This window comes from Spirosoma pollinicola, assembly GCF_002831565.1.
GTDB lineage: Bacteria > Bacteroidota > Bacteroidia > Cytophagales > Spirosomataceae > Spirosoma > Spirosoma pollinicola.
In genome coordinates, this window is the sequence record NZ_CP025096.1 from 7,598,393 (window position 1) to 7,622,986 (window position 24,594).

Below are 24,594 nucleotides of genomic sequence, written 5' to 3' on the forward strand. Positions count from 1 at the left end.
GTTAGCCACTTTAACTGTGACTTGGCCAACCCAGTATAGGGGCTTTCAGGGAGAATAGACCCGAAGTAACCAAAAATAAAACTATAGCCTATGGTAACCTCTCAACCCAAATTGTCCTAATTTTGAGCCACACTCACCCCAACAACCTGTCCTTGCCCATGAGAAGAGCCCTCATCAGTTTGGCCTTCACCGCCTGCCTCACCCACGCCTACGCCCAAGCCATCAAAACGCCCACCTCGGCCCAGGCCACCCCCAAAGCGGCTGCCCCCGCCGTGTCGACCGCTACGGAAAGCGAAGCCGACAAGGCGGGCAAGGCCGAACTGGTCGAACGGGTGTTTACCGAGCAGTCCTACCTTTACAGTCAGCTGATCGAGAAGTGCTTTACCTTTAAACTCTCGCCAGCCTGCTGGGCTAAGTTTAGTGACCCGGCCAACACCAGTAACCAGAGTGGTTTCGGGGCCATGCGCTACTGGTGCCGTTTCGTGACGGCGTACGCCAAGCGCGAAGGCTTGGGGGATCTGGAGGCCCTGAAGGGAAACAGCAAGGAAGAAGAAAAGGACAACCGCCCGCAGATGGACGAGATCATCAAAACGCTGCGCGAGAAGTTTTCGCTGACGGTGGAAGCCCCCACCAACTGCACTACAAAGGGCTACGAACTGATGATGGGCTACCCCTACGAGGTACTAGACCGCATTGGTGAGCGCTCGCCTTATTGGTCGTCCAAGAGCGGCGAAGCGCATTTCAGGGTCATCGCCAGCCCGTCGGTCAAGGATATATCCGTTCGCATCAGTCCTGACGGCAAGCAATTTACCGTTAGCGGCCCCGCCTTAGTGGAAACGGTCAACCAGGGCAGCAACATTCAGAATGGCTTAGAGCGGGCTAATAAGAACCGGTGATACAAACCAAGATCAGGACTGGCCAGCGAGTTTGTGTTGTGGGTGGGCTGGACCAATTTATGGGCATGTGTAAGGCGCTTTAACCGGCTACCTTATTCTGAGCGGGCCCTGGTTTGGCCGATCGCTGAGCCAGGCCCCTGCTTATCACTACTGTGTATACCTTAGTTACTACCCCTAAACGCGCGTCAACTAGATGCATAGCTAGTTACCTTTTTAGCTTATGTTTTGGTCTACTTGCGGCTTTAAATCACTTTAAAAAAATGACCGTTCTGTCAACCCTATTTACCAGCCTTTACCTGCTTAGCGCCGTCTATTTTATTCAGAAGAAGGCTATTTTCAGGCCATAGATGGGGGATTGGCTGCTAACGTGGCCCGGCGGCCGGCTACTGGGTTGCAAAGCGCCACAGCGGCGCGGCCACGGCCGGTGAGCGTTCTAGTTTGTCGTATCTCTTCGCTCGATCTGACAAAAAGGAGGGTTTATTGAGAACGTGCCTTTTTCATTATCTGTCCAAGGCAATCCGTAGCATATACCAACTTACTTCAGCCTTGCTAACAGTTCCTGCTGCTGACCTTCTCCATTTCGCAAAACAAGCCGGTAGTTACCAGGGGGTAAGATGAGGGCCTTTTTATCCCCCCAATTCGTTATTTCTAGGATGTCGAGGGGAACACCTTGGTGAGTAGGCTGCATGGGGTCTGCGGGTTCTTCTCGCGCATAAGCCTGTACTAAGCAGGGCAGCTTAAGCTGACATTGAGTAGGGTCAAGAAAATAAGGCTTCCGACGCCCCGCCTGTAACAACCAACTTGGACGGCCATGCTGGTATTGAGTGCGGGGATGAGCCACTTGAATATCGGTGCGCCCTACGCTCAGACCCGGATACACTTGGCCAGTCGCATCCGTAAACACCGACGCTTGTGACAGCGTCATCGAGCGGTACAGGGGGTGTTCCTGGGCAATCTGGCTCTGCTCGGTCCATTGTTGTTGATCAATCGTCAAGGGGTCGATGCCGGTGAATTCTTTCAGCCGACCCGCCATTGCTTTTTGCCAACTGTTGGTCATGGGCACTTCTACCACGTGGTCGTACCCACAGTGAATCAGAATTTTGGCCTTGGGGTCTTTCTTCAGGATCTCTTCCAGGTGGCGGGCTTGGGCAATTTCCCGGTTTTTACCACTGGCAAACTCCTCGTTGGTTCGCGCGTATAATACCCCGAACCGATCAAGGGATAACCCCGCTGATTTAGGGTGGAGTCGCTTGCATAGAGCGTTTCGGCGGCCAAATACCGAAAGCCCGCTTGATAGAGTCCTTTGAGCAAGGAGGCCGTAAATACCCGGTGTGGCGGGTTGTGATGGGCCTCATTGATAATGACAAGCTGTTCGCTCTGAGCCCGTTGGATAATGTACTCCTGGGCGGGAACGGGCTTACTATGCTGGATGGCTAACGTATCGGCATGTTTTATGAAGCCTTTTAGGGTCCACTGGGGAATCGTATTTTTGTCATTAAAGCGCAAGGCTTGCCCGTAGTCGCCAATGCAGGAAAAAGCAAAGGCGGCCTCATCAGTGTTACGGCGCGAAGAATCCTGCTGAAGGGAAGCTAGTATTTGCGCTTTAAGCGGATAGGGCCAGGGCTTGTCGAAGGGTATGAACGCCAGGCAAGCTACCAAAGCAATCAGGAGCAAAGCCCATATTGGTGAACATTTCATTGGTTTAATTAGCCATTCCTGTTTTGCTGTTTACTAGGAAGCTGGCTTATTACTGAAAATACTCAAAAAACAAGCTAATATGCCGAGGCAATCTTGATGCTGTAGCCCAACGCGACAGCTAGTGAGGGAGTATGAGATGATATACTTTTAAGTAACTTCCCTTGGCACCGGTACGACCGCTCACTGCTCAGTAAGATGGTTCTAGTATAATTATTGTTTAATATAATGCCCAGTTTAAGATGCAGATGAATGAAGGTTTTATCGTCTCATTTAGGAGTAATTACTGAGACGGAACATACACGAGTGTTTGCACAAAAGTTGTACTTTAGCTAACAGAAGTGAGATGACAAAATACCAAATAGTTAGTTGTTAACTCGCTTTCTGTCACACTATGGTCCTCTACGTCTCTACTCTGATTGCTTATGCGGTACTTATACTCGCTGAGGTCGTACTAAAGCGGGCGCTGGGGTCTAAATCAACCGATAAACAGGCCGTTGATCGGCATTCGATTACCCTCATCTGGATTACCATTCCAATCGCAATTTTCCTCGCTATCTCCTTAGCCAGCTATGTGCGCTTCCCAATTTATAATGATCCCTCGGGTCAATACATCGGCGTAGGTGTCATAGCCCTGGGCGTGGTGCTCCGGCTGCTAGCGATATACTCGTTAGGCCAGTTCTTCACCGTTGATGTAACGATTCGACCGAATCATAGTATCAAGAAAGACGGCTTATATAAGTATCTACGCCACCCTTCCTACGCGGCTTCCCTACTTTCCTTTATTGGTATGGGCATTACGTTTAATAATTGGCTCTCGCTTTGGTTACTGGTGACGGCCGTGCTGGTGGTGTTTATCAACCGAATTCGAGTGGAAGAAGCGGTATTGATCGATCATTTCGGAGCAGAATACTTAGCCTACAAGAAAGCGACCAAGGGCTTGATTCCCTTCATCTATTGAAGCCACTTTTTAGTCCTAGTTGACCTTAAAATGGGGTTGATTTCGATCATTTATAATTGAAGCTCCTTCGTCTCGAGTTGGAGCGTATTTGTGAGATAATGCCAAAGGCAAACAGATAGGGCCGCAAACAGCAGGGTGTATTAGATCCGCTTATATTTGCGGCCCTATATCATACTCAAAAATAGGTTGTCAGTTAGTAATTAACCGTTTTGTAAGCTCAAAAACCACTGAGTTGTTTCTTGTCGTGACGCTTCTGGTCCAATTTCTAACCGTCTTGCATAGGTCTGTTGAGCAGCACCGCCAGCCGGGTAACGCAATTGGTCTTTATTATCAGTGGCCGCCTGATAAATAACTTCGGCAATCTCTTCGGGCGGAATAGAGGCCGCAATCCCGCCCAACATTTTTTGGATGGCCCCCTCATACAAGGGGTTGGAAACAACATCCGCCGAGGGGAATAAATTGGTATTTGTAGCATCAGGAGAAACGGTCTTAACGCCAATGCCAAACAGGGACAACTCAATGGATAAACATTCGCTGAAGCCTTCCAGCGCCCACTTAGTGGCGTTATAAATACTGCTCAAGGGGAAGCCAGTAAGTCCTGCCATCGAAGTGGTGTTAATAAATAAGCCTTTTCCTTTTCTCTGAAATAAGGAATAAAGGCTTGAATGATATGCACTGGACCCAAAACATTCGTATCGAATTGCCGCTGAATCTGTTCGTCGCTCACCGCTTCCACCGGGCCAAACAAACCATGCCCTGCATTGTTGAGGACGATGTCAATGTTACTTACTGAAATCGCTTTCTCGACCGTAGATTTTATTTGATCCCTATTTGTCACGTCCAACGGCAAGATCATTACATTTTCGAGTTGGGTTAATTCGGTTTCCTGTTCAGGATTGCGCATGGTGGCAATGACCTGCCAACCTCTTGACTGAAATAATTTTGTGGTGGCTTTGCCAATGCCCGACGAGGTACCGGTAATGAAGATCGTTTTCATTTGAATTTGATTTTAGTTTACTGCCCCAAACGTAAATCGAAAACGTATACATTTGATACTTGTATACTAAAGGATACTTAGAAGGGTGGAAAACGACGAATCATTTCAGGAAAAAATAAGAGCCATACAGGACACTATGTTTGTCATTGGGGGCAAATGGAAAATCCCCATCATCTTGTCGATTTATAGCGGAAACAGGCGTTTCAATGATATTGCTCATTCCATCCCGCACATCACTAATCGGGTACTCTCCAAAGTACTGAAGCATTTAGAAGAGAATTTGATGATTAAGCGGACAATCGTGGACGACTATCCGGTTCGCATTGAGTATACGGTGACTGATCATTGTTTAAGCATAGAGAGTGTCGCCGGGCCCATGGAAGAGTGGGGAAAAGGCCACAAAAAGAGAATTGCTGAGCCCTTGGAATAGCTGTCCCTCTCTGGCTGTCTTACCCCCTTATGAAACCTGCTAACCGTGCGACTGATCTGACCTAGCCTAATACGTTATCTGCCTAATTTATTGTATAGTAAAACGCCCGTGGCTGTTTCACAACTCTGTCAGTGCCTAAAACCTGGGGATAGATTGATTTTTTGTATCTTCCGCTATGCAAGGCAGAAAAGACGACCGCGAAAAACTCATCACCGGTACGCCGGTGCGACTCGTTTCAGCTTTCCAGTTGTATACCCAAGCATAACCGCTCCAGCGGCCTGGTTCTACCGTCGGCTGAAGGAGACGCTTGACCTTACTTTCCTGTATAAACATACCAAAGAATGCTATGGCTCAGCTGGTAATCCCTCGACTGATCCAGTGGTATTCCGCTCCGGCCTTTAGGTTTGAGGGCTGGTAAGAAACCAAGATTTGGGTAGCTTGCCAGACAGACAACCGAGCGGGCTTCCCTAACGTCTCCGGCCAGGTTTGCGCCCTATGCGGGGCCGCCCGTGCGGGCCGATTCAGGACCCGCTCGGTCTTTCTTACTTAACCTCGAATAGAAATTAGGGATAGCAGTCCCATTAGCAAGGTAGCGAGTGATGAGTAAGCAGTCTGATTGTCTAACCCTAAAAATTAAGTACTCTAATGGACATTCGCCACTGCATTGGGATTGATGTTTCGAAGAACACGCTGGATTGGGCTGTTTATGCTAATAAAGGTATCGTCTGGCAGACCCAATCTGAAAACTCACCAACGGCTATCCGAGCGGTGATCAAACAACTCCAGGCACTCCCTGACTTTGATCGCTCAAACTGCGTGGTGTGCATGGAGCATACGGGTCTTTACAATGCACACGCCTTGGAGGTGTTTTTTCAGGCTCAGTTACCGATCTGGCTAGAAGCTTCCCTACATATTAAACAAGCTGGTGGCCTGCAACGAGGCAAGTCAGATAGTATTGATGCTCAGCGTATTGCTGAGTATGCTTATCGCTTTCAAGACCGGACTCGGCTCTGGAAGCCAGCTCGACCAGTCATGAAAAAGCTGTGGGACCGCCCATGCGGCTGAATTTACTCGACTTCGTCAGCGTCTGCAAGTTATGGTCAGCCAGTTGAAAGTGCCCCTGAATGAGCAAAAACGATTTGGCGACAAAGCCCTGACAACCCAACTAGGTCAGCATTGCAGCAACTCACTGAAGGCGTTACTGAGTGATCTAAAAGGGGTTGAAAAGGCGATCAAACAGCTTATTACTGACGATCCTACTTTGAAAGCACTCTTTGAGTTAGTGACTTCTATCCCCGGTGTTGGTCAAGTCGTGGCCACGGAATTAATCCTGGCCAGTGATGAGTTCAAAGCCATTAATGATCCCAAAAAACTAGCTTGCCATGCTGGTGTAGCTCCTTTTGAACACTCTTCAGGCAGTAGTGTGCGGGGCAAAACCCGCGTGAATCACCATGCCCGAAAATCACTTAAAACATTACTTCATATGGCAGCTATGTCGGCTCTTCAGATACCCGGTGAATTACAGGAGTATTATCAGCGAAAGGTAGCTCAAGGCAAAAATAAGATGCTGGTCATCAATGCATTAAGAAATAAACTCATCCATCGGGTCTATGCGGTGGTCAAGCGGGGTAAAAAATATGACAAAAATCATACGCTCACCCTTGTTTGAACCATAGAAATCGGCCCGGTTCAAGTTCATGCTCATCGGCTATTTGGAGAATATTACTTCTGACAGAAAGCTAATTGAGCATTGCTCCATGCGCCCGCGACGGCGTACCGTTGGATATGTTATATTTCTTGGGCTACAACCTTGATGGACCATTGCCCTGGCACTCCACGCTGAGCCGTACCCGCCAACTTTACCCGGAAGCACTTTTTGAGCTACTATTTGACAAGATATTCAGCTTGTGCGTGGCCAACAATATGACCGTCCGCGGCTGCGGTGGCTGGTCGGCGGGTTGCCATTGACTCAGCCCCGGTCAAAGCGAATGCTTCTATGGAAACGCTCTTAGAAAAACAGCCCCATCGACCTGAACCCAAGTTGCTACCTCAGGCTGAGGATCAAAATGGGCCAGTAGACTCGATCCCCAAACTCAACCCCCGTCAGGTTGCGTCGGTGATTACCGCAGCCGATCACCAATTAAGACGGTTGAAAAAGCATCAGCAAAACTTAAAGAGTGCTCCTACTACGCTGGGAGCTGGTAACGAAAAAGCCCAGTTGCTGAGCAACAAGACGCACTACAGCCCCACTGATCCCGATGCCCGTATCTCGATTAAGCCGGGTAAAGCTCGCAAACTCAACTACCATTGTAGCTTGGCGGTCGATACCGCCGAAGGTGTCATTAGTCATGTGCAGGCTGATTCTGCCGATGGCCGCGACAGCCAGTGTCTACCCGCTCCGGCGGCCCGGCGATATTACGCTGAAGCTTCAACAGCGGCTAGCCTCAAACGAGCTGCGTTTAGAAGAGATATTAGCGGATACCGGCTACTCCAACGGTAGCAACTACGCTTTGCTAGAGCAGTGGAAAATCACAGGCTGGATACCCGTCTTTGGTCAATATAAGCCCCAAATCGAAGGCTTTCCCTATGATCCTGAAGCCGATCACTTTACCTGCTCGCAGGGTAAGCGTTTACCCTTTAAGACATTTGACAAGAACGCTGATGGCGGCTGGCTGAAAGTTTACCGGGCGGATTATCAAGACTGCCAACAATGCCCACTTAAACCCAGTTGCGTTCCTAAGAGGTGGTCCGCCACCGCGGCAATGCCGACAAATTATCCGGACGGCCTATGATCCCTTCTACCGGCGAGCCCTGGAGCGCCAGCAGAGTCGGCGGGGCCAGCGCATGAAAAAGCTTCGCCAACGGACTGTGGAACCGGTCTTAGGCAGTCTAGTTGATTATTATGGGTTGCGAAAGATCAATGTACGGGGCAAAGCTGGGGCTCACAAGGTGATGCTGATGGCAGCTATTGCCTTCAATTTGAAAAAATATATGAAGTTTACGACTAAATCTACCGTCAGCCAGTCCATAGGGCTGAAAGTGGAGTGGTGATTCGCTTCTCAAAGTACGTTTTGGGGCTTTGGCTTGCTTTTTCTCAACTAAGAAGGGCAGACGATGGTAGAAAATCCTATTCGCCAATTCAGACGCTGAAAAATCGATATGGAAAGCAGAGTTGTGCAACAGCCACGGGCGTTTTACGCGACGCTTCTGTCATTAGTCATCCTTTAAAGTCGGCATTGGAACAGCCTTCAAGTTTCTTGTTACTCCCCATAAGCCCTCATAAATCTGAACTTTCTAAGACAGTATCTTTGGCCTTTTCAAGATAACTCCTGGAAGGACCAAACGGTAATTTTGCCTCAACAAAATTTACTTGGAATGGAAAGTTCAACTACAGTTCTGGTGACCGGGGGTACAGGTGCCCTTGGCGTACATTGCATCCTGCAATTGTTGGATAAAGGCTACAGGGTAAAAACAACGATACGCTCAATCAACAAGAAAAATGTCGTCATTGAGATGCTTAAGACAGGTGGTATCACCTCCGCTGACAACCTGACATTTATTGAAGCAGACCTGACAAAAGACACTAACTGGGACCAGGCGATGAACGGTTGCCAGTATGTTTTACACATCGCTTCCCCAACGCACGCTGACGCAAAGGTATCAGAAGACCAAATGATACGCCCGGCTGTAGAAGGCACACTACGGGTCCTAAAAGCAGCCAGAAAGGCAGGTATAAAACGGGTTATCATGACGTCCAGTTTTGGAGCGGTCGGTTTTAGCAACAAAAAACAAAATTCGGAAACGACCGAAGCCGATTGGACTGACCCCCATGAAAAGGGCTTATCGGCTTACGAAAAATCAAAAACATTAGCCGAACAAGCGGCCTGGAATTTCATCAGGCAGGAAGGGGGAGGACTGGAATTAGCGACGATCAATCCCGTGGCGATTTTTGGTCCGTCATTGGGGGCTAGTAAATCACCTAGTCTAGGCATACTAACTTTTTTATTGGCAGGCTCCATGAAAGCGATTCCGGATATTGAGCTTAATGTGGTTGATATTCGGGATGTAGCGGATTTACACATTCGAGCGATGACCAATCCTGACGCGAAAGGCCAACGGTTTATTGCCACAGCCGATGGCAAGATTTCGATGCCCGAAATTGCTTTATTACTTAAAAACAAACGGTCTGATGTAGCGCAAAAAGTCCCAACGGGTATTTTACCCAACTGGGTATTATCCATAGTGGCCCTATTTAATGCGCAGGCTAAGCAGTCGGTTGCCTTGTTGGCCATAAACCGGAACGTAAGCAACGCGAAAGCCAGAAACGTATTAGGCTGGACGCCCAGGGCTACCCAGGAAGACGCTATTCTGGCTTCAATGGACAGTATCATTCAACAGGGAGTTGGTCAATGAGCGATCGCATATGGGTAAACAGCACTCATTTATTCTTACTAAGTTTTATAGCCCTGGCTATATTTCTGATAACGACTACGGATATGGCACAACCATCGCCTTTTGGGAAGACTGACGCAGATGACGTGATTGGGATCTGGGTTAGTGAGGCCCAGGACTCCAAAATGGAAATCTACCCATGCGGTAACACCTATTGTGGTAAATTACTAGCGGGTTGGGGGAATAAGCTATACGAAAAAGATGGAAAAACGCTCAAAAAAGACACGAAAAACCCGGATAGGAAGGGACGAAACCGCCCCCTTCTCAACATGGAATTTATAACGGACCTGACCTATGCGGATGGTCAATTCAGGAATGGTAAATTGTACGTTGCCCAACTAGGCCGCACGGTTAGCTGCCAGATGAAAATGAACCATCGTGTATTAGTGATGCGCGTGTATGTGGGTCTTCCTTTCCTGGGGATGACCAAGAAGTGGACTAGAATTAATTAAATTCGGACGTGTACCATGACCTCAACTGGACCAAAACCCGCGTTTAGTGAGCCAGAATTCTTTCCGGAGCAATTTGTTCCCGATCATGTCTTTGTCTATATCGAGACGGGAGGTATACACTGCTATGATGGCAGCAAAAACCATCTTTTAATCCCCGGTCAGTATTACCTGTTCCGTAAAAACCAGTTGATCCGATACGCTGTCAATAAAAGCGATGGAACCGGGTTCATCCGCCTCTGTTTAGAAGAGACGTTTCTGAAAAAATTCCGGGAACTGCATCGCCCATCCGTCGTCAAGTTTACCTCGCCAGATGCCTTTATTAAGCTAAAAAAGAACAAGCTGATCCCTGATTTCATTCGTTCGTTAAGGCGGATTTACCATCAAGGTGAAATTGACGAAGCCTTCACCGATGTCAAACAGGAAGAATTACTGATTATTTTATTGCAACATCAGCCTGAACTGGCCGGTATCCTGTTTGATTTTGCCAAACCGGAGAAAATAAACCTGGAAGAATTTATGCTTCGTAATTATAAATTCAATGTAGGCCTGGCCCAATTTGCCTATTTGACGGGACGTAGTTTATCCGCCTTCAAACGGGATTTCAAATGCCTGTTTAACGAAACACCCAGTCGATGGTTGGTTCAAAAACGATTGCAGGAGGCTTATTTCCTGCTCAATGAGAAGCACAAAAAGCCCTCGGAGATCTATCTGGATTTGGGCTTTGAAGCCTTTCCACACTTTTCGTATACTTTCAAAAAGCAATTTGGATTGACGCCAAGCGAATTAGCCGAGCGGAAGCAAACGAGCAGTCATTAAAGCCAGGGATCAATCCGTTTTCCATCTCAAATTACGCTCCCCAAAGAGACGAAGTAGGGTTCGAGAGTAAGCTTCTTTAAAAGGACGTTTAGAAGGTTTAGATTCGGGTTAGTATATCAAGTAACATTAATAATGCTTCCCGGTTTGAGGGATGCAGACATCCTGACGGGCGAGTTGCCGGATAAACTCGGTTGGTGTGATGGCCATAAACTGCAGAAAATCTTTGATCAAATGACTTTGATCATAATACCCATACTTCAGCACCAGATCGGTCCAGTCCGGAGCCATTGGAAACTGTTGCACTACCAACGCCACTACGTTCCTGAAACGCAGAAAGCGAGTCAGTGCTTTGGCCGAATAGCCCAGCTGGGTTTGGAAACGAAGCTGAACACCCCGGGGTGAGAGTTGATGGGTTTGCGCCACTGCTTTGACGGGGTCGATGGCCGTTTGTCTAAAATGAGGGATACTGGTTATCAGCGAGCGAGTAGCCTCGTCGGTTGGTGTTAGATAAACTGAGATAAATTCGTTAATCCGTTGCAGACGGTCGTTGAGTAGGTTCATCGATGCTAGTTGCACCCTGAGCGTTTGAAAACAGCCGTCTTTCAGGAGTACATCAGGATCAAAAAAATCCGTTCCCCGAAGTTGGTGCATGGGCATCCCCAGCAGCCGATAGAAGCCATTGAGGGTAAAGTTCACGATGAGTAGATCGGCTCCGGGGGGCAACTCATAGCGCAACAACTTTTGCAACGGACCGATAAGGGCCGTTTGTTGAATCACATGCGGTTCACGGCCTAGTGAAATCGGTATGTCAGGGCCAAAGTTGACCACCAGCAGCATCTCGTAGTTAGGCACTAGTAGATGTTGAGTTGGGAGCGCATGAGCCGATTGTTGCACGCAGTAAACATGACTGTACACCTGATCGAATCGTGGATCCGCCTCAACGAGTTGCTGGCTGATGGTCGACTCCATATTCGTTTTCTTACAAGTTTTTGCGACCAGGGCTAGCGAACTTTGTCGTCGCCATGGTCAACCGATAAGCGATCAACCCGGCGATAGTACGCTTGGTTTACGGTATTGGTTTATTCGTCTCAAAACCAATTAAAGCATGAACACAAAGGCAAGTTCACCCACGATGCTGATTACTGGGGCTACGGGCAACATCGGTGGCGAATTAATCAAACGACTCGCCGAACGGAATATTCCGTTTCGAGCCATGATCCGCTCGGCAAAAGACCGGTATAAACTGGCCGATCTGCCCGGAATAGATATCGTTGAGGGTAATTTCGATGAGGCAGCCTCGCTGAGCCGGGCATTGGCGGGCATGGAAAAGGCTTTTCTAGTAACTAATTCCTCGGAACACACCCAGCAGCAGCAACTGCGTTTCGTGGCCGAAGCCAAACGAGCGGGTATCAAACACCTGGTTAAGCTTTCTCAGTTAGGGGCCGATCCGGCCTCACCCGTTCGTTTTCTGCGCTACCACGCCGTGGTGGAAAAAGCGATTCAGGAGACCGGTATGGACTACACCTTCCTGCGGCCGAATCTGTTTATGCAGGGCCTGCTGGGCTTTCGGGACTCCATTGTGGGACAGAACCAGTTCTTTGCCGCTATTGGTGCCGCCAAGGTTAGCCTCGTCGATGTGCGGGACATTGCGGCCGCTGGGGCTGCCGCGCTGACGGAATCGGGACACGCGGGTAAGATTTATACCCTCACGGGTCCTCAGGCGCTGACTCATACTGAACTGGCCACTGAACTCTCGACGGCGCTGGGTCGAACGATCACTTTTACCAACGTTACGCCGGAGGCCATGCGGGGTGCGCTGGCCCAAGCGGGTTTTCCGGTCTGGCAGGCGGACGGCCTCCTTGAAGACTACGCTCATTACAGCCGGAATGAAGCCTCGGCCATTACCCCGGATGTGGAGACGTCGACGGGCCAGTCGCCCCATTCCTTCGCCGAGTTCGCGCGTGACTACGCCCAAGCTTTTTCGTAGCGCCTGTCAAACCGTATAGTTACCGTACATTCAGGATTGTTGTGACCCTACCGGCTATATTAATCCTCATTTTCGTACAGCTGAAGTAAGCCAGTCGTACAAACTAAAATCCCAGCTTGAAACCGCTCCGGCGGCCACCGTGCGGTTCCCCGCCGGGACGCGGCCCGGCGATAAGTCTCGCCTGCACGGGCGGCCCCGCGTTTGCCATATATACCCCTATAAGCTCGCATGCTGGTAACCCGATCCTGGTTCATCCAGTAAGCCATCAACCAAGTCGGTTGCCGGCATCAGGGAAGAGGTTACCCGTCTCGTTTTGACTACAACTATCCGGATTTAGACTACAGCAACCGAATCGTTTAGGCTGACCTTTGACGCAGAAAAAAATGGCAACCTATCATGAGCGATCAAAATGAGAATGCGGGCCTACAGCCTGCGCCAACGCCTGTAACCGTTCCTAAAGTCTGGTTCATCACGGGTTGCTCGCGCGGTTTTGGCCGCGTCTGGGCCGAGGCCGCCCTGAAGCGGGGTGATCAGGTAGCGGCTACCGCCCGCCAAGTGGAAAGCATTGCTGATTTGACCCAAAAGTATGGTGAGAATGTGCTCACCCTGGCCCTTGACGTGACCCGGCCCGAGCAGGTAAAAACGGCCGTCGAGCAGGCACACGCCCATTTTGGCCGGCTCGACATTGTGTGTAACAATGCCGGTTATTCACTAGTCGGCACCATTGAGGAAGCCAGCCCGGAGGCTATTCGGGCCCTGTACGAAACCAACATCCTTGGCCCGGTTTCGGTGATTCAGGCGGCCCTGCCGTTCCTCAGAAAGCAGGGGGGCGGTCATATCCTGGGCACATCCAGTGGTCTGGGTCAGGTCACCTTACCGGTAATTGGCTACTACTGTTCGTCAAAATGGGCCTTCGAGGCCATCCACGAAAGCCTGGCCGCCGAGGTCAAGCCCTTTGGTATCCACGTAACCATCCTTGAACCGGGGAGCTATGCCACCGAGTCCGACAGCCCCGAATCGATGAAATTCGCCCCGGGCCTGGACGTTTACGCTGAGTTTAAGGCCCAGTTTTTCGCCGGTTCAGGCAGGATGGCAAAGGGCAACCCGGCGGCCACCCCCGAGGCCCTGTTTGCCCTTGTAGATGCTAAAAACCCGCCGTTGCGATTCTTTCTGGGCCGCTATAGTTTGCCGTGGGTGCGCACAACCTATGCGGAGCGTCTGGCGACCTGGGAAGCCTGGGAAGACGTTTCCAACGCGGCTCAAGGGTAATCGAGTGGCGGAACTCTCAAACCGGAAAATAGCTTACCCAGGAAGCCAGGATAACCGATATTGGTTTTTCGTTCGGTTATCCATTTTTCGACTGTGCAATGAAAAAAGAAGAGTTCAGGCCGGCTAAAATTGACTCGCTGACCGATGCGCACCGCGTCTTTGGTTGGCCCACCCCTCAGCATCCATTGGTCAGTCTGATCAAGGGTTCCCATTCGCCGGTTGAACCGGATAGAATACCTCCAAACCAAGGGCTGGGCTTTTATAAAATAGCCTACATACCAGCCCTTCGTGGCCAATCAATCTACGGCCAGCCGTATTGCGATTTTGAGGAAGGGGGGTTGTTATTCGCGTCGCCCGGTCAACTTAGTCACAGTCATAGCAACGAGGGTAGCGTGGGTTCGGCGTATACGTTGCTGATTCATCCGGATTTCCTGTTAGGCTACCCCCTGGCCAAAACCATTCAGCAGTATGGCTTCTTCTCGTATGCCACCCATGAATCGTTGCATCTGTCGGAAGCCGAGCAGGCAATTATCCTGGCGATCTTTACGATGATCGAGACGGAATTATCCAACCGAATCGATGACTCCAGCCAGCCGGTGATTGTCGCCCAACTCGAGTTGCTCCTGACCTACGCCCATCGGTATTACAACCGGCAATTTATCACCCGCCAAGCCGTAAGCCACGATCTGCTACAACGACTGGAGCACTTGACTGAACGCTACTTTACGGATAAAACGGTGCTCAAGCGGGGGTTACCGACCGTCGGCTGTCTGGCCCAACACGTAAACCTGTCGCCGAGTTATTTAAGTGATATGCTGCGGTCCTTAACGGGGCAAAATACCCAGCAGTATATTCACGATAAACTGATCGCAACCGCTAAAGAACAACTGTCCACCACCCATTTATCGGTCAGTGAAGTGGCTTATGATTTGGGCTTTGAGCACTCGCAATCGTTCAGTAAACTCTTTAAAACGAAGACCAACCTGTCGCCAGGAGCATTCAGGCGGTTGTTTAATGCTGAATTTTCTTAACCAGTACCTTAGGCTGGCGAATCGTATTCCGCTCCAAGGATTGGCTTCGTTTTCGGGGACAGTCCCATCCCCGCTCAGTCGGATACGAAAAAAAGCTACTATATTTCTGGCCAGTTGACCATGGCGGTTACAAGCCGATTGCCCAATTTTGCCTGCTCACCAACTATAAACCGATGGAACCTTCCCCTCTTTTACAACAAATTGAGTTTATCAAGGAGGTCGATAAACTCAAATATATTCTTCGCAAAACCAAGCTATTTAACAGTGATCGGGCCGAGAATGACGCCGAACACAGCTGGCATCTGGCCTTAATGGCGCTTATATTAGTCGAACATGCGAATGCGGAGCTGGACTTGCTCAAGGTGCTAAAGATGCTGCTGATACACGATATTGTCGAAATAGACGCTGGGGACACCTTTATCTATAATACGCAAAAAAGCCACCAGAATACGGTTGAAGAGCGAGCCGCTGCCCATCGGATCTTTGGGCTGTTGCCCTTGCCGCAAGCTCGTGAATTAATCGCCATTTGGGAGGAGTTTGAAGCGGGGAAAACGCCCGAAGCTCAGTTTGCCCGGGCCATGGATCGACTCGAGCCCCTGCTTCAGAATACGTCCAATAACGGAGGTACCTGGAACGAGTTCGGTGTTAACTACGAAACCGTATATGCCAAAAAACAAGTTATCCAACACGGATCGGCGACAATCTGGAACTACGCCGAGCAGCTACTCAATGAAAGCGTCGAAAAAGGAATCTTGAAGAAATAGGCAGGACCCGTTGGTTCCTAACCTTCCATCATGACGATTCAGAAACCGACGAACGCCAACCGGTATCCGGTTAAGACAGCTCTCAAACGGAGAATGAAACTGCGTTTTCATTCCCTGGCTTCGACCCTGCGATGGCCGGTTCAGCCGCTAGCCGCTTAGCGGTGCGGTATCACGCCAGTTTTAACCGCCTCTACCAGTAAACTACACACTTAACTAGTACCCCGGTGACGCGACTTTTCGTAAGCTGGTACTAACTAGTGTTGCGGATGAATCGCTCAGGCAGCGAGTAGACGTTAAGCGAAATTGTTCAACTAATCCTCCGATTGCCGGTGATACTAGTTAGGATGAAAATGAGGAATAGAGAAATTTTTTGTTCTCTTTTCAACGGAGTGTACCTAAAAAACCATTCCGGGTAGAAGCTGAGCCAGTCAAATTTGAACGCGGCTTTTTTTGGTCAACTATTGCACGACCAAAACTACCGGATTCGGTGTTACTTCGTGGTTACTCGTGCCGCCAGGCACGGGCCATTATGCGAAATACCAGTAATCATCCCAAACTTGCCTAACTTGGAGCCACTACTAACCCGTAGTGGGATGATTCAGTTCGAATCAAAATGCTTGAGTTACCTCATCCGAACTACTTCCTTCTCAGCCCTATACGATGCAGATCAGTAGTCGATTTTCCGTGGCCGTACACGTCCTTACCCTGCTGGCCACCAACCCGCCCGGCGAATTGCTGACGTCTGATCGCATGGCCGACAGCGTCAACACCAACCCGGTAGTCATCCGACGCATTTTGGGGCAGCTCAAGAAAGCGGGCCTGGTGGAAGTGCGGGCAGCGGCCGGCGGTACGTACCTGCTTCGTGACCCGGCCACCATTACGCTGCTCGAGGTGTATCGGGCCGTGGATGTCGTGGAGACCCACCTGTTTAGTATCCACCAGAAACCTAATCCCCACTGCGTAGTGGGCCGCACCATCCAGGCCGCCTTAGATACTACGCTGGGGCGCGCCCAGGCCGCCTTAGAGGGGGAACTGGCGGCGACTACGCTGGCCCAGGTAGTCGCCAGTGTCCGCCAACCGGCAGACTAAATTTATTTACCGTGTACTGTAACCAAGTTAGTTACAATCAAGAAAATGAGTGTACCTTTGTCAGGTCGTCCGCTACGGGGCGGCCCACTCATTTCATTATTTTTTCAAAACGATGACCATTGCGATCCTGGGTGCCACCGGCTTTGTTGGTACCGCCCTGTTGTCCGAAGCCCTCACGCGGGGCCACCATCTCACGGCCATTGTGCGCGACCCGACCAAACTGACCACGTACAATGACCGGCTGATCGTTGTGGCAGGCGACGTGAACCATCCCGCGCAGCTCGCCCGCCAACTGGTGGGCCATGACCTCGTGCTAAGTGCGTTCAACCCAGGCTGGACTCCCCCCGACCTGTACAATGCCTTCCTAACCGGCTCCCGGACTATTGAGCAAGCCACCGCTCAGGCCGGTGTGCCACGTCTGTTGGTGATTGGGGGGGCGGTAGTCTTTTCATCGACGGTCACCAGGTCGTGGATAGTCCGCAGTTTCCGGCTGTGTACAAGCCGGGATCTACCGCTGCCCGCGACTACCTGAACGAGTTGAGAAACCATACGCACCTGGACTGGACCTTTTTCAGTCCCGCCCTGGAGATGCATCCGGGCATCGACACGGGCCGCACCGGCCAGTATCGGCTGGGCACCGAAAGTCCGGTTTTCGATGCTGATGGCCGCAGTTTCCACTCGGTGCAGGATCTGGCCGTGGCCGTACTGGATGAGGTCGAAAGGCACCAGTTCAGCCGTCAGCGCTTCACCGCGGCTTATTAACCTCATAACCAAAACCACCAACCACGGCGGGATTATTCGGTTGCTGGGCCTGCTAACGGCCTTCGGACCGATGCGTATCGACCTGTACCTACCCGCCTTTCCGGCCATCGCCCAGGAGTTTGGCGTTACCATCGCGTTGGTGCAGTACACGCTGGGGGCTTACGTGGGCGGGCTGTCACTGGAGCAACTGCTCTATGGTCCCTTAGCCGATCAGTACGGGCGCAAACCCAACCTGCGGGCCCTACCGCTGGCGGGTTGGGCAGTACCCCCCGAATCTGTCCACACCGGCGTCGCGGCCTGATATGGCCGACCGGCTGGCCCAGTAATCACTATTGGTCCGGGTTTCAAAAATGGGCTATCACCCCTTGTATCCTACTTAATAAAAAAATAATGAAAAAGACTTTGGTAAAAATGCGACGATTGGGTTGGGCGGGCGTCGAGATCGAATGCGACGACCAGACGCTGGTCATTGATTACATCCAGGACACCTCACCCCTCTTGCCGCTTCGCAGCCCCCACGAACCCTTTCCGCCATCGTCGCGTCCGGGCACCGCAGCCGTAGCCCTGCTAACGCATCTCCATGCCGACCATGCCGATCCGGGTGCATTAGCCGGGGCCCTTCGCCAGGGCGCGTCGGTGTTTCGCCCCGCACCGGCAACCGGAACAGAGTCCGATCTCGCCCTGACTGCTCACGCCGAGGCCCAGTTCGCCGGGCACAACCTCGCCACTGAAGTGGTTGGCGTGTGGGAAGAACGCAGCGTTGGCCCATTCCGGCTGTTCACGGCCCCGGCGGTGGATGGGTTTGGCGACCCGCAGCACAGTTGGATCGTTGAGTGCGGTGGACGTCGAATCATCCATGCCGGAGACACGCTGTTTCATGGCTATTGGTGGCGGATCGCCCATCGGTTTGCGCCTTTCGACGTGGCGTTTCTGCCCATTAACGGCCCCGTGGTCGAGTTCCCTTTCCTTCAACCACCAAGCCCGCTCGAAGCCGTGATGACGCCCGAGCAGGCGGCCATTGCCGCGCATATTCTACAGGCAGGGTCGGTGGTGCCGATTCACTACGGCTCACTCCACAAACCGCCGATGTACAGTGAAACACCGCACCCCGCCGAGCGTCTTGGCGCCAAGTTGAGCGGTCTGGGCATCCGGGCTCTGCTTCAGGAGCCGGGTAGCTGGTTTGAATTGGACTGATCGGTTTATCCGTTTGCCCGATTCATCCAGAGACCATCCATGCCCAGATCCTGGAGGATCAACGACAAGCCGGGTTAAGGGAGACCAACATTACGCAAACCGGTGAGGCAGCAACTTGATAAGCAGAATGTCTACGGAACTTGGAAATACCAGCCAGCGTGTTGCCTGACGGCTACGTATGGCCTGATCATTGAGCAAGAACAGACGGCCAAAAAGTGGATGTGAAACGGAATCTGTTGCGGGTTTAATGCATTCAGCTGGATTGAAAAAATCAGGCAGCCCGGTAATACTTACCCAGTTTTTTTGAGATGGCTTGGGCCTCTCACGATCGGCTCAATGGTCTAACTCCCAGCCGGGCGGTAGGATGTGCCACCAGGCCGCTGGAGCGGTCCGTTTTACACGCCAGCAAGCTACCGCACTGGCGGCCCAGTCTATTCCTGGAATAGTCTCCTCCGACAAACCTAAAGGCTGGGCGGTAAGATTCTGCAAAGAGACCCGGGGTCAAGACAAACAGGAATTAATGAGGTTTTCGTCCCCAGACACCAAAGGCAATATCACTGATGTAAACCGATTTAGTGTTTTCTCGCTCAGTCAACAGCCGTTGTTCGAGTGTTCCAATGTTGACTTCAGCCTCACTCACTACAGCATGTTCGACCATGCGGGGAAGTACGGATCGGACAATGGTTGCTAATGGATAGGCGGTGTTCTGTCCCTGAATGATGGCTTCAGCCCGAATATGTTCTACCGCAAGCCCAGCTTGGGTTAGAACATTAGGCAGATGGAAGCCCATGTGAATGTTTGCCCCTTCGCGTTCAACTGTCTGCCAAATCCACTGATTTACTTGCTCATGCAAGGGCCAGGACTCCACGCGACCGGGAATCATCGTTGAATCGCTTTCTTGAAAAACCATGATCCCACCGGGTCGTAAGTTCGGCATCAGCCGACGGATTGTCGCGTCGGGATCTGGTAAATACATCAGCACCCGCCTACCTACGATGGCATCAACGAACTGAAGGTCGAGTGGGTCATTCGTTAGATCGCCTACCTGAAATGTAACATTGGTGAGTGCCATTTTATGCGCGCGTTCACGAGCCGAAGTTAAGGCGGATTCATGCTGATCAATGCCGACTACGTTCCCGGTTTCACCGACTATTTTTGCGACTAACAACGTCACTTCGCCGTTTCCACATCCTACATCTAAGATGCGCATACCTGGAACAATACCGGCGTCAATTAAGAGTCTTTCCGTAAACGAATTGGGGTTGATTTCCATATAAGATTTTTCTCGGCTCGGTTACTGGTCAGCTTAAGAATGAACTGATTTACCATCTTAACGTAAGGTTGCTCTGTTATGCTTTGTTAACAGGTAAATGGACGTATCAATCTGGCTCAATTGATATAGTAACGTTATTTATCTAGTTTCTTCTACCTACTACTGTTGAAGAAGCACTCGTTAGTAACCACTATTTTGCTAATTCTCCCTAAACTGTTAAGGTTGATTCAGAGACGAAACGGTCTCTTTGCCATGATTGTAAATGGATTATAGTCGCATAGGATACGTCCATAACTAATGAACTCGAACGTAGTAAGCCGTAGTTAGAATAGCGCAGCCGAAGTAAGCTACCTTAGGCGCACTCCATGATTTAGCGCGCAGGGCATCCTTAACAAAACCCATTCAGCCTGGGCAAATCTGCTGCTCTAAAAACTAGTTAGTTTAACTATATAATAGTTAAGTGACTCTATTATAACAGGTTAACGCGCTGTTTTTGAGCAGAAGAGCAGGCGAACAAAAAAATAGTTATTTATTGTTGTCGAGTATATTATATTTGTGACAACAATAAATAAGCAAACGATGAACCAATTAACCTTTGCGTCATTGCAGGTCCAGGACTTACCCGCCGCGGTTGACTTCTACCAACAAAAATTAAGCTTTGACGTGGGCGACCTCAGCCCACAAGCCTGTGTATTCAAGTACAATCAGGGCCAAGCCAGTTTCGCCATTCGCACCCCGCTCGAAGCTCTGGAAGGACGCGAGTTGGGCATTGGGGTGGCGATCTGGTTTGCCGTTGACAAAAACATAGACCAATTGAAACAGGAGTTCATAGGCAACGGCGTCACCACCGCAGGGCCTGTGATCCAAACCCCTTTTGGCAGAGCCTTCCACGTCATTGATCCGGACGGCTATAAGCTCACGTTTTTAGAGGCCAACTAAACGGGATCACTTCTTCACTACAAATCCAGTTAAAAACATGAACGACAAACTACTAATCACCGGAGCCAGCGGCGACTTAGGCCGGCGAGTGGTTAATCGGCTAAAAGGGAAAATAGCCCTTGAAAACCTAACGGTTCTGGTACGGGACGAAAACAGTGAATTAGCACAACAGTATCAGCACGCAGGTATTGAGGTGAAGATGGGTGATTACGCCAAGCCAGCCAGCTTGCTGAACGCTTTTGAAGGCATTGATGTGTTGTATTTTGTGTCGGCAGGCGACGATGACCAGCGGGCTCAACTCCATCAAAACGTCGTGAAGGCAGCCAAACAAGCCCGCATCAAGCACATCATCTATACGAGTGCCGTATGGAAGAACGAAACCGATTCATCCCCCTTGGCAACGCTGGTTGATTCGCATCGACAGACGGAGAATACCATTAAAGCATCAGGCCTCCCCTACACTCTACTGAAACATAATTTGTATGCGGAGGTCATCCAAATGCTCATCGGCGACAGAAGTCAACTCCTGAAAACAAAAACTATTTATTTGCCTACGGCCAATGGCGTGACCTCGTTCGTTGCCAAAGACGATTTAGCCGAGGCTGAAACTACGATTCTGCTGAATCATCAGCAGTACGCAAACCGAACCTTAGCGTTTGATGGCAGTGAAGCCCTAACGTTTGCTGCCATTGCCCAACAAGTGGGGGCGATTCTCAACGAACCTATTGCCTACAGTTCGCCGGATGTGGCTACCTTTGAAAACCAGATGAGTCAGCTTGGTTTACCCCATCCAGTTATTGAGCTACTGAAGACCTTTAGTATCGCCATTGCGCAAGGTGAGTTTGACCAACAGTCGACGGATCTGGCCACCGTCTTAGGTCGGCCGACACGCCCACTAGCCGACTTTCTCGCCGAAGCGTATCGGTAGTGGATAGGAGAAGTTCAAGGCTGGACAAAGACGCGATGCTTACCCAAAAGCAACCCACGCGTGCTTATTAACTTAGCTTGGGCCATGAGGGGCATAAACCAGCGTCTAGCTATTCACTTCGTTTAAGCCCCGATGAAGAGGGCCTTAAACCGACTAACGCCTGTTGGAAGGTACGTTAGCTTGATTGATTGGTGTCAAATGGTAGTGATTTAGCTAGAATAAATCACTACCATTTGGGCTTGCTATAAACACCACTATCTTTAAGATCGGTATGCACCTAGAAATTGATTTCCATTTTAAGAGTCCCGCTGATAGCCCAGGCTATCAGCTTGGCCAACTAACCATGCTTTGGCAACGCAAGCAGAAGCGGGTACTTGACCCCTTAGACTTGACCCAAACCCAGTTGGTGTTACTGGCCGCTCTAGGCTGGCTTTCCCGAACCAGCGATGCGGTGACTCAGGTTGATATTGCCACCCAAAGCAATGCAGACCGCATGATGGTCTCTAAAGTCTTACGCACCTTGGAAGACAAAGGCTTCATCCACCGGAAAGAGCACCCTACCGACACCCGCGCCAAGACGATTACGCTGACCGATAGCGGCGCGGTGGTTTTACAGCAAGCCCTTCGGGAGATCGAGCAGGCAGACGTCGCTTTTTTTTTATTACCTGAGACTGCGCTCACTGGCTTCAACCAAACGATGGCGTTGCTGATCGATCAGAACAAGGACGCCAACCAGTAGGTCTGGCAATAGCGCTATTGCGCTTATGGGCTGGGCCTATTATAGTGATCAGCCACAATGGACAAACTTAGTACCTTACCTGAGTGGTCATTAAGGTAAGCCGTTGATGGTCTCTAAGCTAATGAGCTAAGCGGTGTATGGGGCCAGGTGCTTCTTCTTATTTCCGTCGCTGAAGTGTTGCTAGCCTGGTGGGACCAAAGTCGGTATAGCCTAGCAATCGTTCTGGGATGGCCTTGCTTAACCTACCGGCAATAAATCCACGGTTGCAGGCCACTAAACTACTCGACTATACGGCGAAAAGCAGCTTTCTCAAAAAAGGCTTGTGGCTGTTGCACAACTTAGGGGTAGTCAGGATTTTGGTTGGGAAGGCCTCTAGCTGGTCAACATTCCGCGTTTATGGAAGCCTAAAACGGATTTTTCAATACATCTATAACGCCGAACTGCCCTTCATGGCGAGTTGTGCAACAGCCACGCTTGTTTTTATGAACAACTAGCTATTAAGCAAACCATTTTTGTGACTACCTTAAAAACAGATTATACATAATCAGTAGCGATGGACTACCGTTTCTGCCAGTGCTGGGTGCCGTCTGCACTCAGCAAATTACCCGCCATCGCTTCGCCCAATTCGTGGGTCAGCATGCTGAAGCCTGGATTCCAACTCACTTCCAGATCAGCCTCCTGGAGAGCTTCAAATTTAGCCCACCATAAGGCGGGCGGGTGACAGTCGGGGCGGTAGATATTGGCCGTCTCAGCTACCACAATTTTCTTGCCCGCAAACAGATGCCGGGCGGCCACCAGCATATGGGCAATATCATGCTCGAAATAGATATTTAACCCGATAATGTCAAGAAGTCCCATCTGGCCTTGCTGCCAAGTTAAACAATTGTTTTGCCTGGCTACCTCATCGACTTGCCCCAACACGGTAGCAAAAGGCCGGGCCTGATCAGGATAAGGCATATCGCCCCAGCCCCAGGGTTCGCTCATGGCGGTCAGACAAGCCGGGTCTCCGGCTTTGAGCCCCCTGGCAATCGCAATGGTGATGGCGCTGGTCTGCCGGTAGACCTCCCACCAAGGCCGACCGCCGAAAGGCCATTGCCGGTTATTGGGCGCGGCAATCCAATCGGTCCAGATGCCCAGTTCCACACCAATGTTGTAGCTGCGAAAAGCGCCTTGGTATCGATGAGCAATCTGGTAAGCTTGTTGGTACATAAGCTCAGCAGCTTGCCCATCCCAAAACATGGCCTCGTTGATCCACTCGGGTAGTCCGTAATGATTCAGGGCTAATTCAATCTGGCCGTTGCTAGTATTTTGTAAGCGGTCCAGCCAGGCATAATCCGGGCAGTGCTTCGATTCGTCCCAGAGCACCGTATCGCGGAAGAGAGTAAGCCCCATCTGGCGGCCCCACCGGTAGTTGTCCTCCATCTGATCTTTATGGCCGGTGGCCCAGGTGTTGGAAAAATGGAGCGGGCGTCCGTCGTCACCCCGCCCCCTGACGACGCTACCGTCGAAGCACATGCCATACCTCATAGCCCTATTAGTTGTTAAGCCTGTTTAGGAAAACAACACCTACATTCTAATCTAGTTTGAATCGGTTATGAACTTGCTACATTTGACTGGAGACTTTTTTTAGGCAGATTTGAGGACAAACTTCAATTTGACTATGGTTAAACGACGTGTATTTGACGAAGCCTTCAAGGAAATGGCCATCGAATTATCGTATGCAAAAGGATCAATTCAAGATGCCGCCCGCGAATTGGATATTGATCCAGGACGAATTCGCAAATGGAGACAGCGGCATAAAAAGAACGATCAAATGTTGCCTGCCAATACCACACTCACTGACGAACAGCAACAGATCAGAAGGTTGCAACGCGAGCTCAAAGACTAGCTAGCTAGTTAGGGATGAACTAAAGGACTTAC

At 50.5% G+C, this 24,594-nt stretch carries 29 protein-coding genes and 3 pseudogenes; 24 read left to right on the top strand and 8 right to left on the bottom strand.

What is annotated here, in order from left to right; all coding sequences use genetic code 11:
* Window positions 1-158 precede the first annotated feature (158 nt).
* Window positions 159-896, top strand: a complete 738-nt coding sequence (locus CWM47_RS32040) for a hypothetical protein (protein ID WP_100992622.1) — start codon at window positions 159-161, stop codon at window positions 894-896.
* Window positions 897-1,431: 535 nt separating this feature from the next.
* Here CWM47_RS32040 and CWM47_RS32045 read toward each other — a convergent pair.
* Together CWM47_RS32045 and CWM47_RS32050 are read right to left on the bottom strand one after the other, a co-directional pair.
* Window positions 1,432-1,953 (bottom strand): hypothetical protein, encoded by a 522-nt coding sequence (locus tag CWM47_RS32045; protein ID WP_100992623.1) that lies wholly within the window; start codon window positions 1,951-1,953, stop codon window positions 1,432-1,434.
* A gap of 62 nt (window positions 1,954-2,015) precedes the next feature.
* On the bottom strand, window positions 2,016-2,594 hold the full coding sequence (locus CWM47_RS32050) for a hypothetical protein (RefSeq protein ID WP_100992624.1): 579 nt from the start codon (window positions 2,592-2,594) through the stop codon (window positions 2,016-2,018).
* A gap of 391 nt (window positions 2,595-2,985) precedes the next feature.
* Between CWM47_RS32050 and CWM47_RS32055 the strand changes: the two genes are divergently transcribed.
* Window positions 2,986-3,552 (top strand): methyltransferase family protein, encoded by a 567-nt coding sequence (locus tag CWM47_RS32055; RefSeq protein WP_100992625.1) that lies wholly within the window; start codon window positions 2,986-2,988, stop codon window positions 3,550-3,552.
* 200 nt (window positions 3,553-3,752) lie between these two features.
* Here CWM47_RS32055 and CWM47_RS40430 read toward each other — a convergent pair.
* A pseudogene (locus CWM47_RS40430) lies at window positions 3,753-4,549 on the bottom strand (SDR family oxidoreductase).
* Window positions 4,550-4,685: 136 nt separating this feature from the next.
* On the opposite strand from CWM47_RS40430, the gene CWM47_RS32065 reads away from it, so the two are divergent.
* The 7 genes and pseudogenes from CWM47_RS32065 to CWM47_RS32095 all read left to right on the top strand — a co-directional run bounded on the left by CWM47_RS32065 (window position 4,686) and on the right by CWM47_RS32095 (window position 10,699).
* Window positions 4,686-4,979 (top strand): winged helix-turn-helix transcriptional regulator, encoded by a 294-nt coding sequence (locus CWM47_RS32065; protein ID WP_100994147.1) that lies wholly within the window; start codon window positions 4,686-4,688, stop codon window positions 4,977-4,979.
* 645 nt (window positions 4,980-5,624) lie between these two features.
* A complete protein-coding gene (locus CWM47_RS32070) occupies window positions 5,625-6,044 on the top strand; it encodes an IS110 family transposase (RefSeq protein WP_100992626.1) in 420 nt (139 codons plus the stop codon).
* Window positions 6,045-6,075: 31 nt separating this feature from the next.
* Window positions 6,076-6,648: a transposase gene (locus CWM47_RS32075; RefSeq protein ID WP_100992627.1), complete on the top strand. Its 573-nt coding sequence runs from the start codon at window positions 6,076-6,078 to the stop codon at window positions 6,646-6,648.
* A 19-nt stretch (window positions 6,649-6,667) separates the two neighbouring features.
* Window positions 6,668-8,030, top strand: a pseudogene (locus CWM47_RS40690) (transposase); the annotation flags it as partial.
* A 324-nt stretch (window positions 8,031-8,354) separates the two neighbouring features.
* A complete protein-coding gene (locus tag CWM47_RS32085; protein WP_100992628.1) occupies window positions 8,355-9,392 on the top strand; it encodes an SDR family oxidoreductase in 1,038 nt (345 codons plus the stop codon).
* A gap of 83 nt (window positions 9,393-9,475) precedes the next feature.
* Window positions 9,476-9,883, top strand: a complete 408-nt coding sequence (locus CWM47_RS32090; RefSeq protein ID WP_157816111.1) for a DUF2147 domain-containing protein — start codon at window positions 9,476-9,478, stop codon at window positions 9,881-9,883.
* Between the two features lie 15 nt (window positions 9,884-9,898).
* Window positions 9,899-10,699 (top strand): helix-turn-helix domain-containing protein, encoded by an 801-nt coding sequence (locus tag CWM47_RS32095; RefSeq protein WP_100992630.1) that lies wholly within the window; start codon window positions 9,899-9,901, stop codon window positions 10,697-10,699.
* A gap of 126 nt (window positions 10,700-10,825) precedes the next feature.
* On the opposite strand, the gene CWM47_RS32100 is transcribed toward CWM47_RS32095, so the two are convergent.
* Window positions 10,826-11,668 carry a helix-turn-helix domain-containing protein gene (locus tag CWM47_RS32100; protein WP_100992631.1) on the bottom strand — a complete coding sequence of 281 codons (843 nt, stop codon included), beginning with the start codon at window positions 11,666-11,668 and terminating at the stop codon, window positions 10,826-10,828.
* Between the two features lie 136 nt (window positions 11,669-11,804).
* Here CWM47_RS32100 and CWM47_RS32105 point away from each other — a divergent pair, with 136 nt between their 5' ends.
* The 7 genes and pseudogenes from CWM47_RS32105 to CWM47_RS39485 form a co-directional block, all read left to right on the top strand.
* On the top strand, window positions 11,805-12,686 hold the full coding sequence (locus tag CWM47_RS32105; protein WP_100992632.1) for an SDR family oxidoreductase: 882 nt from the start codon (window positions 11,805-11,807) through the stop codon (window positions 12,684-12,686).
* A 396-nt stretch (window positions 12,687-13,082) separates the two neighbouring features.
* A complete protein-coding gene (locus tag CWM47_RS32115; protein WP_100992634.1) occupies window positions 13,083-13,955 on the top strand; it encodes an SDR family NAD(P)-dependent oxidoreductase in 873 nt (290 codons plus the stop codon).
* 98 nt (window positions 13,956-14,053) lie between these two features.
* Window positions 14,054-14,986 (top strand): helix-turn-helix domain-containing protein, encoded by a 933-nt coding sequence (locus CWM47_RS32120; RefSeq protein ID WP_100992635.1) that lies wholly within the window; start codon window positions 14,054-14,056, stop codon window positions 14,984-14,986.
* A gap of 173 nt (window positions 14,987-15,159) precedes the next feature.
* The gene (locus tag CWM47_RS32125) at window positions 15,160-15,750 is read left to right on the top strand and encodes an HD domain-containing protein (protein ID WP_100992636.1); all 591 of its coding nucleotides are present in this window, start codon (window positions 15,160-15,162) and stop codon (window positions 15,748-15,750) included.
* Window positions 15,751-15,780: 30 nt separating this feature from the next.
* Entirely contained in the window at window positions 15,781-15,909 is a 129-nt protein-coding gene (locus CWM47_RS39875; RefSeq protein ID WP_262511989.1) for a hypothetical protein, read from the top strand.
* Between the two features lie 501 nt (window positions 15,910-16,410).
* Window positions 16,411-16,839 (top strand): Rrf2 family transcriptional regulator, encoded by a 429-nt coding sequence (locus CWM47_RS32130; protein ID WP_100992637.1) that lies wholly within the window; start codon window positions 16,411-16,413, stop codon window positions 16,837-16,839.
* A gap of 112 nt (window positions 16,840-16,951) precedes the next feature.
* Window positions 16,952-17,230, top strand: a pseudogene (locus CWM47_RS39485) (NAD(P)-dependent oxidoreductase); the annotation flags it as partial.
* An 8-nt stretch (window positions 17,231-17,238) separates the two neighbouring features.
* On the opposite strand, the gene CWM47_RS39490 reads toward CWM47_RS39485, so the two are convergent.
* Window positions 17,239-17,607, bottom strand: coding sequence for a hypothetical protein (locus CWM47_RS39490; RefSeq protein ID WP_240626012.1), 369 nt, complete (start codon window positions 17,605-17,607; stop codon window positions 17,239-17,241).
* A 64-nt stretch (window positions 17,608-17,671) separates the two neighbouring features.
* Here CWM47_RS39490 and CWM47_RS32140 point away from each other — a divergent pair, with 64 nt between their 5' ends.
* The 3 genes from CWM47_RS32140 (at window position 17,672) to CWM47_RS39880 (ending at window position 19,020) form a co-directional block, all read left to right on the top strand.
* Window positions 17,672-17,902: a hypothetical protein gene (locus tag CWM47_RS32140; RefSeq protein WP_100992638.1), complete on the top strand. Its 231-nt coding sequence runs from the start codon at window positions 17,672-17,674 to the stop codon at window positions 17,900-17,902.
* 89 nt (window positions 17,903-17,991) lie between these two features.
* Window positions 17,992-18,795 carry an MBL fold metallo-hydrolase gene (locus tag CWM47_RS32145; RefSeq protein WP_100992639.1) on the top strand — a complete coding sequence of 268 codons (804 nt, stop codon included), beginning with the start codon at window positions 17,992-17,994 and terminating at the stop codon, window positions 18,793-18,795.
* 102 nt (window positions 18,796-18,897) lie between these two features.
* Window positions 18,898-19,020, top strand: coding sequence for a hypothetical protein (locus CWM47_RS39880; protein WP_262511990.1), 123 nt, complete (start codon window positions 18,898-18,900; stop codon window positions 19,018-19,020).
* 108 nt (window positions 19,021-19,128) lie between these two features.
* Here the strand turns inward: CWM47_RS39880 and CWM47_RS38430 are convergent, their stop codons facing one another.
* Together CWM47_RS38430 and CWM47_RS32150 are read right to left on the bottom strand one after the other, a co-directional pair.
* Window positions 19,129-19,284: a hypothetical protein gene (locus CWM47_RS38430; protein WP_157816112.1), complete on the bottom strand. Its 156-nt coding sequence runs from the start codon at window positions 19,282-19,284 to the stop codon at window positions 19,129-19,131.
* Between the two features lie 28 nt (window positions 19,285-19,312).
* A complete protein-coding gene (locus CWM47_RS32150; RefSeq protein WP_240625559.1) occupies window positions 19,313-20,005 on the bottom strand; it encodes a methyltransferase domain-containing protein in 693 nt (230 codons plus the stop codon).
* Window positions 20,006-20,647: 642 nt separating this feature from the next.
* On the opposite strand from CWM47_RS32150, the gene CWM47_RS32155 reads away from it, so the two are divergent.
* The 4 genes from CWM47_RS32155 to CWM47_RS32170 all read left to right on the top strand — a co-directional run bounded on the left by CWM47_RS32155 (window position 20,648) and on the right by CWM47_RS32170 (window position 23,168).
* Window positions 20,648-21,007, top strand: a complete 360-nt coding sequence (locus tag CWM47_RS32155; RefSeq protein WP_100992641.1) for a VOC family protein — start codon at window positions 20,648-20,650, stop codon at window positions 21,005-21,007.
* A 37-nt stretch (window positions 21,008-21,044) separates the two neighbouring features.
* Window positions 21,045-21,935, top strand: coding sequence for an SDR family oxidoreductase (locus CWM47_RS32160; RefSeq protein WP_100992642.1), 891 nt, complete (start codon window positions 21,045-21,047; stop codon window positions 21,933-21,935).
* Window positions 21,936-22,206: 271 nt separating this feature from the next.
* Complete coding sequence (locus CWM47_RS32165) at window positions 22,207-22,674, top strand: MarR family winged helix-turn-helix transcriptional regulator (protein WP_100992643.1); 468 nt, start codon at window positions 22,207-22,209, stop codon at window positions 22,672-22,674.
* 227 nt (window positions 22,675-22,901) lie between these two features.
* Entirely contained in the window at window positions 22,902-23,168 is a 267-nt protein-coding gene (locus CWM47_RS32170) for a hypothetical protein (RefSeq protein ID WP_100992644.1), read from the top strand.
* Between the two features lie 64 nt (window positions 23,169-23,232).
* Here CWM47_RS32170 and CWM47_RS32175 read toward each other — a convergent pair whose 3' ends face one another.
* Entirely contained in the window at window positions 23,233-24,201 is a 969-nt protein-coding gene (locus CWM47_RS32175) for a hypothetical protein (protein WP_157816113.1), read from the bottom strand.
* A gap of 133 nt (window positions 24,202-24,334) precedes the next feature.
* On the opposite strand from CWM47_RS32175, the gene CWM47_RS32180 reads away from it, so the two are divergent.
* Window positions 24,335-24,562 carry a transposase gene (locus CWM47_RS32180; RefSeq protein WP_100992646.1) on the top strand — a complete coding sequence of 76 codons (228 nt, stop codon included), beginning with the start codon at window positions 24,335-24,337 and terminating at the stop codon, window positions 24,560-24,562.
* The last annotated feature ends 32 nt before the right edge of the window (window positions 24,563-24,594 follow it).

Excerpts from the sequence above, each read along its gene's own strand:
- CWM47_RS32040 (WP_100992622.1), top strand. The coding sequence starts at position 159 with ATGAGAAGAGCCCTCATCAGTTTGGCCTTCACCGCCTGCCTCACCCAC.
- CWM47_RS32045 (WP_100992623.1), bottom strand. The coding sequence starts at position 1,953 with ATGACCAACAGTTGGCAAAAAGCAATGGCGGGTCGGCTGAAAGAATTC.
- CWM47_RS32050 (WP_100992624.1), bottom strand. The coding sequence starts at position 2,594 with ATGAAATGTTCACCAATATGGGCTTTGCTCCTGATTGCTTTGGTAGCT.
- CWM47_RS32055 (WP_100992625.1), top strand. The coding sequence starts at position 2,986 with ATGGTCCTCTACGTCTCTACTCTGATTGCTTATGCGGTACTTATACTC.
- CWM47_RS32065 (WP_100994147.1), top strand. The coding sequence starts at position 4,686 with ATGTTTGTCATTGGGGGCAAATGGAAAATCCCCATCATCTTGTCGATT.
- CWM47_RS32070 (WP_100992626.1), top strand. The coding sequence starts at position 5,625 with ATGGACATTCGCCACTGCATTGGGATTGATGTTTCGAAGAACACGCTG.
- CWM47_RS32075 (WP_100992627.1), top strand. The coding sequence starts at position 6,076 with ATGGTCAGCCAGTTGAAAGTGCCCCTGAATGAGCAAAAACGATTTGGC.
- CWM47_RS32085 (WP_100992628.1), top strand. The coding sequence starts at position 8,355 with ATGGAAAGTTCAACTACAGTTCTGGTGACCGGGGGTACAGGTGCCCTT.
- CWM47_RS32090 (WP_157816111.1), top strand. The coding sequence starts at position 9,476 with ATGGCACAACCATCGCCTTTTGGGAAGACTGACGCAGATGACGTGATT.
- CWM47_RS32095 (WP_100992630.1), top strand. The coding sequence starts at position 9,899 with ATGACCTCAACTGGACCAAAACCCGCGTTTAGTGAGCCAGAATTCTTT.
- CWM47_RS32100 (WP_100992631.1), bottom strand. The coding sequence starts at position 11,668 with ATGGAGTCGACCATCAGCCAGCAACTCGTTGAGGCGGATCCACGATTC.
- CWM47_RS32105 (WP_100992632.1), top strand. The coding sequence starts at position 11,805 with ATGAACACAAAGGCAAGTTCACCCACGATGCTGATTACTGGGGCTACG.
- CWM47_RS32115 (WP_100992634.1), top strand. The coding sequence starts at position 13,083 with ATGAGCGATCAAAATGAGAATGCGGGCCTACAGCCTGCGCCAACGCCT.
- CWM47_RS32120 (WP_100992635.1), top strand. The coding sequence starts at position 14,054 with ATGAAAAAAGAAGAGTTCAGGCCGGCTAAAATTGACTCGCTGACCGAT.
- CWM47_RS32125 (WP_100992636.1), top strand. The coding sequence starts at position 15,160 with ATGGAACCTTCCCCTCTTTTACAACAAATTGAGTTTATCAAGGAGGTC.
- CWM47_RS39875 (WP_262511989.1), top strand. The coding sequence starts at position 15,781 with ATGACGATTCAGAAACCGACGAACGCCAACCGGTATCCGGTTAAGACA.
- CWM47_RS32130 (WP_100992637.1), top strand. The coding sequence starts at position 16,411 with ATGCAGATCAGTAGTCGATTTTCCGTGGCCGTACACGTCCTTACCCTG.
- CWM47_RS39490 (WP_240626012.1), bottom strand. The coding sequence starts at position 17,607 with ATGAGGTTAATAAGCCGCGGTGAAGCGCTGACGGCTGAACTGGTGCCT.
- CWM47_RS32140 (WP_100992638.1), top strand. The coding sequence starts at position 17,672 with ATGCGTATCGACCTGTACCTACCCGCCTTTCCGGCCATCGCCCAGGAG.
- CWM47_RS32145 (WP_100992639.1), top strand. The coding sequence starts at position 17,992 with ATGAAAAAGACTTTGGTAAAAATGCGACGATTGGGTTGGGCGGGCGTC.
- CWM47_RS32150 (WP_240625559.1), bottom strand. The coding sequence starts at position 20,005 with ATGCGCATCTTAGATGTAGGATGTGGAAACGGCGAAGTGACGTTGTTA.
- CWM47_RS32155 (WP_100992641.1), top strand. The coding sequence starts at position 20,648 with ATGAACCAATTAACCTTTGCGTCATTGCAGGTCCAGGACTTACCCGCC.
- CWM47_RS32160 (WP_100992642.1), top strand. The coding sequence starts at position 21,045 with ATGAACGACAAACTACTAATCACCGGAGCCAGCGGCGACTTAGGCCGG.
- CWM47_RS32165 (WP_100992643.1), top strand. The coding sequence starts at position 22,207 with ATGCACCTAGAAATTGATTTCCATTTTAAGAGTCCCGCTGATAGCCCA.
- CWM47_RS32170 (WP_100992644.1), top strand. The coding sequence starts at position 22,902 with ATGGCCTTGCTTAACCTACCGGCAATAAATCCACGGTTGCAGGCCACT.
- CWM47_RS32175 (WP_157816113.1), bottom strand. The coding sequence starts at position 24,201 with ATGAGGTATGGCATGTGCTTCGACGGTAGCGTCGTCAGGGGGCGGGGT.
- CWM47_RS32180 (WP_100992646.1), top strand. The coding sequence starts at position 24,335 with ATGGTTAAACGACGTGTATTTGACGAAGCCTTCAAGGAAATGGCCATC.